Here is a 10,089-nt window from a genome sequence, read left to right on the forward strand (position 1 = left end):
TACGGACGAGCGTCCTTTAAGACCCGTCCCGTGAGGCGGGAAAGGAGGTTTCTGTGGTGAATGCTGCCCCCCGGCGGGAGGATCCGCCGGAGGCGCGGGTGGCGGACGGTGACCCCCGGCCCGCCGGTCCCGGGAGCAACCCCGGGCACAAGGCCGTTCTGGAGGGCCCCGACATCCGGCGCGCGCTCACCCGCATCGCCCACGAGATCCTCGAGCGCACCAAGGGCGGCGACGACGTCGTCCTGCTGGGCATCCAGACCCGCGGCGTGACGCTGGCGCGGCGCCTGGCCGAGCTGCTGGAGCGGGTGGAGGGCCGCCCGGTCCCGCGCGGCTCGCTGGACGCCACCATGTACCGCGACGACCTGCGGATGAAGCCCGCCCGCGCGCTGAACCGCACCGAGCTGCCCGCCGGCGGCGTCGACGACCGCATCGTGGTCCTGGTGGACGACGTGCTGTTCTCCGGCCGCACCGTCCGCGCCGCCCTGGACGCCCTGGGCGACCTGGGCCGCCCGCGCGCCGTGCAGTTGGCCGTGCTCGTCGACCGCGGCCACCGGCAGCTGCCGATCCGCGCCGACTACGTGGGCAAGAACCTGCCCACCTCCATGCGGGAGACCGTGCGGGTCATGCTCGCCGAGAACGACGGGCGCGACGCGGTGCTGCTCGGCCCGGCCGACGGGCGCCCGCGCTCCGCCGAGGGGAGGCACGGCTGATGCGCCACCTGATCTCGGCCGCCGACCTGAGCAAGGACGACGCGCTGCTCGTGCTGGACACCGCCGAGGAGCTGGCCCGGGTCGCCGACCAGTCCATCAAGAAGCTGCCCACGCTGCGCGGCCGCACCGTGGTCAACCTGTTCTTCGAGGACTCCACCCGCACCCGCATCTCGTTCGAGGCGGCCGCCAAGCGGCTGTCCGCCGACGTGATCAACTTCTCCGCCAAGGGGTCGAGCGTGTCCAAGGGCGAGAGCCTCAAGGACACCGCCCTGACGCTGGAGGCCATGGGCGCCGACTGCGTGGTCATCCGGCACTCGGCGTCCGGCGCCCCCTACCGGCTGGCCAACTGGGTGCGCGGCAGCGTCGTCAACGCCGGCGACGGCACCCACGAGCACCCCACGCAGGCGCTGCTGGACGCGTTCACCATGCGCCGCCGCCTGGGCAGCCTGGAGGGCCGCCGCGTCACGATCGTCGGCGACGTGCTGCACAGCCGGGTGGCACGCTCCAACGTGCTGCTGCTGGGCACCCTCGGCGCCGACGTCACGCTGGTCGCGCCGCCCACGCTGCTGCCGGTCGCGGTCGACACCTGGCCGTGCTCGGTGTCCTACGACCTGGACGCGGTGCTGCCCAAGAGCGACGTGGTGATGATGCTGCGGGTGCAGCGCGAGCGGATGAACGCCGCGTACTTCCCCAGCGTCCGCGAGTACAGCCGCCGCTACGGCCTGGACGCCGAACGGCTGGCCCGGCTGTCCGACGACGCCATCGTCATGCACCCCGGCCCGATGAACCGCGGCGTGGAGATCGCCGCCGAGGTGGCCGACTCGCCCCGCTCCACCGTCGTCGAGCAGGTCGCCAACGGCGTCAGCGCCCGCATGGCCGTGCTGTACCTGCTGCTCGGCGGTTCCGAACCCGCCATCGGCAAGGAGGTTGCCGCAAGGTGAGCGTCACCCATCTCATCAAAGGCGCGCGGATCCTGGGCGGCGACCCCGCCGACATCCTCGTCCGCGACGGCGTGATCGCCGAGATCGGCCGGAACCTGGACGCCGCGGGCGCCCAGGTCGTGCCCGCCGACGGCCTGATCGCGCTGCCCGGCCTGGTCGATCTGCACACCCACCTGCGCGAACCCGGCCGCGAGGACGCCGAGACCGTCGAGACCGGCACCAAGGCCGCCGCGATGGGCGGCTACACCGCCGTGCACGCGATGGCCAACACCGACCCCGTCGCCGACACCGCGGGCGTGGTCGAGCAGGTGTGGCGCCTGGGCCGCGAGGCCGGCTACTGCGACGTCCAGCCGGTCGGCGCGGTCACCCGCGGCATCGCCGGGGAGCAGCTGGCCGAGCTGGGCGCCATGGCCGACTCGGCCGCCCGGGTGCGGGTGTTCTCCGACGACGGGCACTGCGTGTCCGACGCGGTGATCATGCGGCGGGCGCTGGAGTACGTCAAGGCGTTCGACGGCGTCATCGCCCAGCACGCCCAGGAGCCGCGGCTGACCGAGGGCGCCCAGATGAACGAGGGCGAGGTATCGGCCCGGCTCGGCCTGCCCGGCTGGCCCGCGGTGGCCGAGGAGGCGATCATCGCCCGGGACGTGCTGCTGGCCGAGCACGTGGGCTCGCGGGTGCACGTGTGCCACGTGTCCACCGCCGGCTCGGTGGAGATCATCCGGTGGGCCAAGAGCCGCGGCTGCCGGGTCACCGCCGAGGTCACCCCGCACCACCTGCTGCTCGACGACACTTGCGCCGAGACCTACGACCCCATCTACAAGGTGAACCCGCCGCTGCGCACCGCCGACGACGTCGCCGCGCTGCGGCAGGCGCTGGCCGACGGCACCATCGACTGCGTGGCCACCGACCACGCCCCGCACCCGGTGGAGGCCAAGGAGACCGAGTGGGCCGAGGCCGCCATGGGCATGATCGGGCTGGAGACGGCGCTGCCGGTCGTCCAGGAGGCCATGGTCGACACCGGGCTGCTCGACTGGGCCGGGGTCGCCGACCGCATGTCGTTCCGCCCCGCGCGCATCGGCCGCCTGTCCGGGCAGGGCCGCCCGCTGGCCGCGGGCTCGCCCGCCAACATCACGCTGTACGACCCGGCGCCGCGCCGCCCGGTGGACCCGACCGCGATGACGTCCAAGAGCCGCAACACCCCCTACCAGGGGCTGGAGCTGCCGGGCCGGATCATCGCGACGTTCCTGCGCGGCCGCGCGACCGTACTGGAAGGGAAGCTGCAGTGACCCCACCTCCCGCCGTGCTCGTCCTCGAAGACGGCAAGACCTTCCACGGGGTCGCGTACGGGGCGCTGGGCGAGACCTTCGGCGAGATGGTCTTCGCCACCGGCATGACCGGCTACCAGGAGACCCTCACCGACCCGTCCTACGCCCGGCAGATCGTGGCGATGACCGCCCCGCACATCGGCAACACCGGCGTCAACGACGAGGACCCCGAGTCGGGCCGCATCCACGTCGCCGGGTACGTGGTGCGCGAACCCGCCCGCGTGGCGTCCAGCTGGCGCGCCACCGGCACGCTGGACGCGGCGCTGCGCGAGCAGGGCGTGGTCGGCATCGCCGCCCCCGGTACCCGCGCGCTCACCCGCCACCTGCGCGACAAGGGCGCCATGCGCGCCGGGATCTTCAGCGGCGACGCCGCGCTGGCCCCCGAGCGCGACCTGCTGGACAAGGTGCTGGCCAGCCCGTCCATGGTGGGCGCCGACCTGGCCCGCGACGTGTCCACGCCCGAGCCGTACGTGGTCGCCGCGCACGGCGCCAAGCGGTTCACCGTGGCCGCCGTCGACCTGGGCATCAAGGCCATGACGCCGTACCGGATGGCCGAGCGCGGCTGCGAGGTGCACGTGCTGCCCGCGACCAGCACCGCCGAGGACATCCTCGCGCTCGACCCCGACGGGGTGTTCTTCAGCAACGGCCCCGGCGACCCGGCCGCCGCCGACTACGCCGTCGATGCGCTGCGCGGCGTGCTGGACGCCGGCCGGCCGTTCTTCGGCATCTGCTTCGGCAACCAGATCTTCGGCCGGGCCCTCGGGCTCGGCACCTACAAGCTGCGGTTCGGGCACCGGGGCATCAACCAGCCGGTGCGGGACCGCACGACCGGCAAGGTGGACATCTCCGCGCACAACCACGGGTTCGCCGTGGACGCGCCGACCGACGGCACCTTCGACACCCCGTACGGACGCGGCGAGGTCAGCCACGTCAACCTCAACGACGGCTGCGTCGAGGGCCTGCGGCTGCTCGACTACCCGGCGTTCAGCGTCCAGTACCACCCGGAGGCGGCGGCGGGACCGCACGACGCCACGAACCTGTTCGACCGCTTCTGCGAGCTGATGGGGGGTGCCCGCTGATGCCGCGGCGGACCGACCTGAACTCCGTCCTGGTGATCGGCTCCGGCCCGATCGTGATCGGCCAGGCCTGCGAGTTCGACTACTCCGGCACCCAGGCGTGCCGGGTGCTCAAGGCCGAGGGCCTGCGCGTGGTGCTGGTCAACAGCAACCCCGCCACGATCATGACCGACCCCGAGTTCGCCGACGCCACCTATGTCGAGCCGATCACCCCGGAGGTGGTCGAGAAGATCATCGCCAAGGAGCGGCCGGACGCGCTGCTGCCCACCCTGGGCGGCCAGACCGCGCTCAACACCGCCATGGCGCTGTACGAGTCGGGCGTGCTGGAGCGCTACGGCGTGGAGCTGATCGGCGCCGACGTGGAGGCCATCCAGGCCGGCGAGAACCGCGAGCGCTTCAAGGCCGTCGTCGACAAGGTCGCCCGCGAGCACGGCCTGAACGCCGCGTCGGCCCGCTCGGTGATCTGCCACACCATGGACGAGTGCCTGGCCGCCGCCGCCGACCTCGGCTACCCGCTCGTCGTGCGGCCGTCGTTCACCATGGGCGGCGCCGGCTCCGGCATGGCCCACGACGAGGACGACCTGCGCCGCATCGCCGGCGCCGGGCTGGCCGCGTCCCCGACCAGCGAGGTGCTCCTGGAGGAGTCGATCCTCGGCTGGAAGGAGTACGAGCTGGAGGTCATGCGGGACGCCGCCGACAACGTCGTCATCGTGTGCTCCATCGAGAACCTGGACCCGATGGGCGTGCACACCGGCGACTCGATCACCGTGGCGCCCGCCATGACGCTCACCGACCGCGAGTACCAGAACATGCGGGACGTGGCGATCGCGGTGATCCGCGAGGTCGGGGTGGACACCGGCGGCTGCAACATCCAGTTCGCCGTGCACCCGCAGACCGGGCGCATGGTCGTCATCGAGATGAACCCGCGGGTGTCGCGGTCGTCGGCGCTGGCGTCCAAGGCCACCGGCTTCCCCATCGCCAAGATCGCCGCCCGGCTGGCCATCGGCTACACCCTCGACGAGATCCCCAACGACATCACCGCCGAGACCCCCGCCTCGTTCGAGCCGACCCTCGACTACGTGGTGGTCAAGGTGCCGCGGTTCGCGTTCGAGAAGTTCCCCGGCGCCGACGAGGCCCTCACCACCCACATGAAGTCGGTGGGCGAGGCCATGGCGATCGGCCGGTGCTTCACCGAGGCGCTGCAGAAGGCGCTGCGGTCGCTGGAGCAGAAGGGCTCCTCGTTCTCCTGGGCCGGGGACCGCGGCGACGCCGAGGAGTGGGTCGCCAAGGCGAGCCGCCCGCACGACGGGCGGCTGCGCGCCGTCCAGCGGGCGCTGTGGGCGGGCGCGTCGGTGCGGCGGCTGCACGAGGCCACCGGCATCGACCCCTGGTTCCTGGACCAGATCGCCGCGCTCAACGAGATCGCCGAGGAGATCCGCACCGCCGAGGACGCGCTCACCCGCGACAAGCTGCTGCGGGCCAAGCGGCACGGCTTCTCCGACGCCCAGATCGGCGAGCTGCGCGGCCTGTCGGAGGAGGTGGTGCGGGAGCTGCGGCACGCCCTCGGCGTCCGGCCCGTCTACCTGACCGTCGACACCTGCGCCGCCGAGTTCGCCGCCCGCACCCCCTACCTGTACTCCTCCTACGACGAGGAGACCGAGGTGCCGCCCGGCACCAAGCCCAAGGTGATCATCCTGGGGTCCGGGCCGAACCGCATCGGGCAGGGCGTGGAGTTCGACTACTCCTGCGTGCACGCCTCGTTCACCCTGGCCGAGGCGGGCTACGAGACCGTCATGGTCAACTGCAACCCCGAGACCGTCTCCACCGACTACGACACCTCCGACCGGCTGTACTTCGAGCCGCTGACGCTGGAGGACGTGCTGGAGGTGGTGCACGCCGAGCAGAAGACCGGCGAGGTCGCCGGGGTGATCGTCCAGCTGGGCGGGCAGACCCCGCTGGGCCTGGCCCGGCGGCTCAAGGACGCGGGCGTGCCGATCGTCGGCACCTCGCCGGAGAGCATCCACCTGGCCGAGGACCGCGGCGCGTTCGGCCGGGTGCTGCACCGCGCCGGGCTGACCGCGCCCAAGCACGGCACCGCCACCTCCTTCGAGGAGGCCCGCGAGATCGCCGCCGAGATCGGCTACCCGGTGCTGGTGCGGCCCTCCTACGTGCTGGGCGGCCGCGGCATGGAGATCGTCTACGACGACGCCACGCTGGAGGCGTACCTGGAGATGCAGACCCGGGGCGGTCTGCTGGAGCACCCCGTGCTGGTCGACCGGTTCCTCGACGAGGCCATCGAGGTCGACGTGGACGCGCTGTTCGACGGCGAGGAGCTCTACCTCGGCGGGGTCATGGAGCACATCGAGGAGGCCGGCATCCACTCCGGCGACTCGGCGTGCGCGCTGCCGCCCATCACCCTCGGCCACGACGACCTGCGCCGCATCCGCGAGGCCACCGAGGCCCTCGCCCGCGGCATCGGCGTGCGGGGGCTGATGAACGTCCAGTACGCGCTGTCGGCCGGCGTGCTGTACGTGCTGGAGGCCAACCCGCGGGCCTCGCGCACCGTGCCGTTCGTGTCCAAGGCCACCGCCGTGCCGCTGGCCAAGGCCGCCGCCCGGATCATGCTCGGCGCCACCATCGCCGAGCTGCGCGCCGAGGGCCTGCTGCCGCCGTCCGGCGACGGCGGGTCGCTGCCGCTGGACGCGCCGATCGCGGTCAAGGAGGCGGTGCTGCCGTTCAACCGGTTCCGCACCCCCGAGGGCCACGGCGTGGACACCGTGCTCGGCCCCGAGATGCGCTCCACCGGCGAGGTCATGGGCATCGACGAGGGGTTCGGCACCGCCTACGCCAAGTCGCAGCAGGCCGCCTACGGCGCCGCCCTGCCCACCAAGGGCCGCGCGTTCGTGTCGGTGGCCAACCGGGACAAGCGGCACATGGTGTTCCCCGTCAAGCGCCTTGCTGACCTCGGCTTTGAGATTCTTGCCACGGAGGGGACCGCGGAGGTCCTGCGCCGCAACGGCGTGCATGCCAAGATCGTGCGCAAGCACAGCGACGGCCCGGGACCCGACGGCGAGCCCACCATCGTACGGCGCGTCCTCGACGGCGAGGTGGACCTCATCGTCAATACTCCCTTCGGCAGCCCCGGACAGTCGGGGCCGCGGCTGGACGGCTACGAGATCCGTACCGCGGCCGTGCTGCGCGGCGTGCCGTGCGTGACGACGGTGCAGGGCCTGGCGGCGGCCGTGCAGGGCATCGAGGCCATCGTCGGCGGCCAGATCGGCGTGCGCTCGCTGCAGGAGCACGCCGAGCGCCTGCGCGGCGCGCACGGCGCGGGGCCCGCGTGACGGGAGGCCGGGCGGGGCTGACCGGCGGATGAGCGCCGGGCCGCGCGGCCCGGCGACGACGAGAGGGAGACGGGTGTCCGACACACCGGTGCAGACGTCGGCAACCGTTCTGACGGTGCGCCAGGTGGGCGACTACCACGCGCTGACGGCGGTGGCCCCCGGGGTCGCGGAGCGGTTCCGGCCGGGGCAGTTCGTGGCGCTCGCCGTGGGCGGCGAGCACACCAGCCGCCTGGTGCGCCGGTGCGTCGCCGTCCACGAGGTCAAGTCGGACTACGGCGGGACGGTGGAGATGGTGTTCGCCGTCCGCGATCCGGGCACCCGCTGGCTGGCCGGGCTGCGCTCGCGCGACCGGCTCGACGTGGCCGGTCCGCTGGGCCGCCCGTTCCGGCTGCCCCGCGACCCGGTCGGCTGCCTGCTGGTGGGCGGCGGGCCGGGCGCGGCCGGGCTGTTCGCGCTGGCCGACACGCTGCACCGGCGCGGCTGCCAGGTGCACTTCGTGCTGGCGGGCGCCACGGCCCGGCAGGTGTTCGGGTCGCGGATGGCCCAGCGCATCGGCGACAGCGCCACCGTCGTCACCGAGGACGGCTCGCTGGGGGAGAAGGGCACGCTGCGCGAGGTGCTGCCCCGGGTGATCGAGGAGACCGCCTCCGACGTCGTCTACGGGTGCGGGCCCACGGCGCTGCTGCGCACGGTCACCCGCATCGCCGGGGACGTCGGCCTGCCCTCCCAGGTGTCGGTGGAGGAGTTCCTGCAGCAGACGGGGGCGTGCGGCATCGGCGTGTGCATGACGTGCGTGCTGCCGTTCTACGGCGACGACGGGGTGACCCGCATGGTGCGCGCCTGCACCGAGGGGCCGGTGCTGCGCGGCGACCGCGTCCGCTGGGGCGACCTGGGCACCATCCCGTTCGACGCCCTGGGCGCCCCCCGCGTCCTGCACACCCGGGCGGTGCCGGACCGGGACGACGCCGCCGACCGCGCCCGTGAGGAGGCCCAGTAGATGACCTCGGACAGGATGCGGACCCGGCTCGGCGACCTGGAGCTGCCGAACCCGGTGCTGACGGCGTCCGGCTGCGGCGGGACCGGCCGCGAGCTGGCCCAGTTCACCGACCTGACCCGGCTGGGCGCGTTCGTCACCACCTCGGTGATGGCGCAGCCGCGGGCCGGCCGGCCCACCCCGCGGGTGGCCGAGACGCCCTCCGGGCTGCTGACCGCGATGGGCCTGCCCGGTCCGGGCATCGACGGCTTCCTCGAGCGCGACCTGCCGTGGCTGGCCGGGCAGGGCGTGCGGACGATCGTGTCCCTCGCCGGCAACAGCGTCGAGGAGTTCGGCGAGCTGGCCCGGCGGCTGCGCGGCGTGCCCGGCGTCGCCGCGATCGAGGTGAACGTCGCCTGCCCCAACGTCGAGGACCGCGGCCGCATGTTCGCCTGGCACCCGCGCGCGTCGGCCGCCGTGGTGCGGGCGGTGCGCGCCAACAGCCGGGTGCCGGTGATCGCCAAGCTCGCGCCCGACGTCACCGACATCGTCACCATCGCGCTGGCCTGCGTGGACGCCGGGGCCGACGCGCTGACCCTGATCAACACGATGGTCGGGATGGCCATCGACACCGACACGCTGCGGCCCACGCTGGCGGGCGTGTCGGGCGGCCTGTCCGGCCCGGCCGTGCGGCCCGTGGCGGTGCGCTGCGTCTACCAGGTGCACGCCGCGCTGCCCAGCACCCCCATCATCGGCGTGGGGGGCGTGGCCACCGGGCTGGACGCGCTGGAGTTCGTGCTGGCCGGGGCCTCGGCGGTCGCGGTGGGCACCACGTTGTTCCACGACCCGTCCGCGGGCACCCGCATCCTGCGCGAACTGGAGGACGCCCTGGCGGCGCGCCGGCTGACCCTGGCCGACGCCGTGGGCCTGGCCCACAGGCCCCCCGGCTACGTCCCGCCCCAGGTCCGCCCCGAGGAGCCCGTGCCGGCGGAGACGAAGGAGAAGCTGCCGTGACCGCTGCCCCGACCGCTGCCCCCGCCCCCATCGCCGTGGCGCTGGACGCCCCCGACCTGGAGACGGCCGCCCGGTGGGCCTCCCAGGTCGCGCCGCACGTCAGCACCGTCAAGGTGGGCCTGGAGCTGTACCTGCGGTACGGGCCGGACGTCGTGGCCGGCGTGCGCGGCGCCGGCCACGACGTCCAGGTGTTCCTGGACCTGAAGCTGCACGACATCCCCGCCACCGTGGCGGGCGCGACGCGCGCCGTGGCGCGGCTGAAGCCGGCCTTCCTCACCGTGCACGCGGCGGGCGGCCCGGCGATGATCCGCGCCGCCGTGGACGCCGCGCCGGACACCCGGATCGCGGCGGTGACGGTGCTGACCTCCCTGCGCGACGACGATCTGGCCCGCATCGGGCTGGCGGGGCCCGCGCACGACGCCGTGCGGCGCCTGGCGGCCCTGGCGGTGGACGCGGGCGCCCAAGCGCTTGTCTGCTCGCCTCAGGAGGCCGCTGCGGTACGCGCGGAGGTCGGCCCCGGCGTCACCCTCATCACCCCCGGCGTGCGGCCGGCAGGCGCCGCCACGCAGGACCAGGCGCGGGTCGCCGCCCCCGAGGAGGCGCTGGCGGCCGGGGCCGACCTGCTGGTGATCGGGCGCCCCATCGCCGGCGCCGCCGACCGGGGCGCGGCGGCCGCGGGCATGGCCGCGGCGCTGCGCCGCACCCG

The 10,089-nt window shown here is 74.1% G+C and carries 8 protein-coding genes; all 8 read left to right on the top strand.

The window, feature by feature from the left end; genetic code table 11:
• Positions 1-98 precede the first annotated feature (98 nt).
• Positions 99-710 carry a bifunctional pyr operon transcriptional regulator/uracil phosphoribosyltransferase PyrR gene (gene pyrR / locus ABD879_RS23210; RefSeq protein ID WP_345023680.1) on the top strand — a complete coding sequence of 204 codons (612 nt, stop codon included), beginning with the start codon at positions 99-101 and terminating at the stop codon, positions 708-710.
• Positions 710-1,651, top strand: a complete 942-nt coding sequence (locus ABD879_RS23215) for an aspartate carbamoyltransferase catalytic subunit (protein ID WP_345023671.1) — start codon at positions 710-712, stop codon at positions 1,649-1,651. The genes pyrR and ABD879_RS23215 overlap by 1 nt, the downstream gene beginning before the upstream one ends.
• Positions 1,648-2,937, top strand: coding sequence for a dihydroorotase (locus ABD879_RS23220; protein ID WP_345023672.1), 1,290 nt, complete (start codon positions 1,648-1,650; stop codon positions 2,935-2,937). Before ABD879_RS23215 ends, ABD879_RS23220 begins: the two co-directional genes overlap by 4 nt.
• The gene (gene carA / locus ABD879_RS23225) at positions 2,934-4,055 is read left to right on the top strand and encodes a glutamine-hydrolyzing carbamoyl-phosphate synthase small subunit (protein WP_345023673.1); all 1,122 of its coding nucleotides are present in this window, start codon (positions 2,934-2,936) and stop codon (positions 4,053-4,055) included. Before ABD879_RS23220 ends, carA begins: the two co-directional genes overlap by 4 nt.
• Positions 4,055-7,396, top strand: coding sequence for a carbamoyl-phosphate synthase large subunit (carB, locus tag ABD879_RS23230; RefSeq protein WP_345023675.1), 3,342 nt, complete (start codon positions 4,055-4,057; stop codon positions 7,394-7,396). The genes carA and carB overlap by 1 nt, the downstream gene beginning before the upstream one ends.
• A gap of 73 nt (positions 7,397-7,469) precedes the next feature.
• The gene (locus tag ABD879_RS23235; RefSeq protein ID WP_345023676.1) at positions 7,470-8,393 is read left to right on the top strand and encodes an iron-sulfur cluster-binding protein; all 924 of its coding nucleotides are present in this window, start codon (positions 7,470-7,472) and stop codon (positions 8,391-8,393) included.
• Entirely contained in the window at positions 8,394-9,383 is a 990-nt protein-coding gene (locus tag ABD879_RS23240; RefSeq protein ID WP_345023677.1) for a dihydroorotate dehydrogenase, read from the top strand. It abuts the gene before it with no gap.
• Positions 9,380-10,089 (top strand): orotidine-5'-phosphate decarboxylase (gene pyrF / locus ABD879_RS23245; protein WP_345023678.1); only part of this gene is annotated, 710 nt, incomplete at its 3' end. The genes ABD879_RS23240 and pyrF, both read left to right, overlap by 4 nt.

Origin of the sequence: Actinomadura keratinilytica (assembly GCF_039539665.1) — a bacterium.
Taxonomy (GTDB): Bacteria; Actinomycetota; Actinomycetes; order Streptosporangiales; family Streptosporangiaceae; genus Spirillospora; species Spirillospora keratinilytica.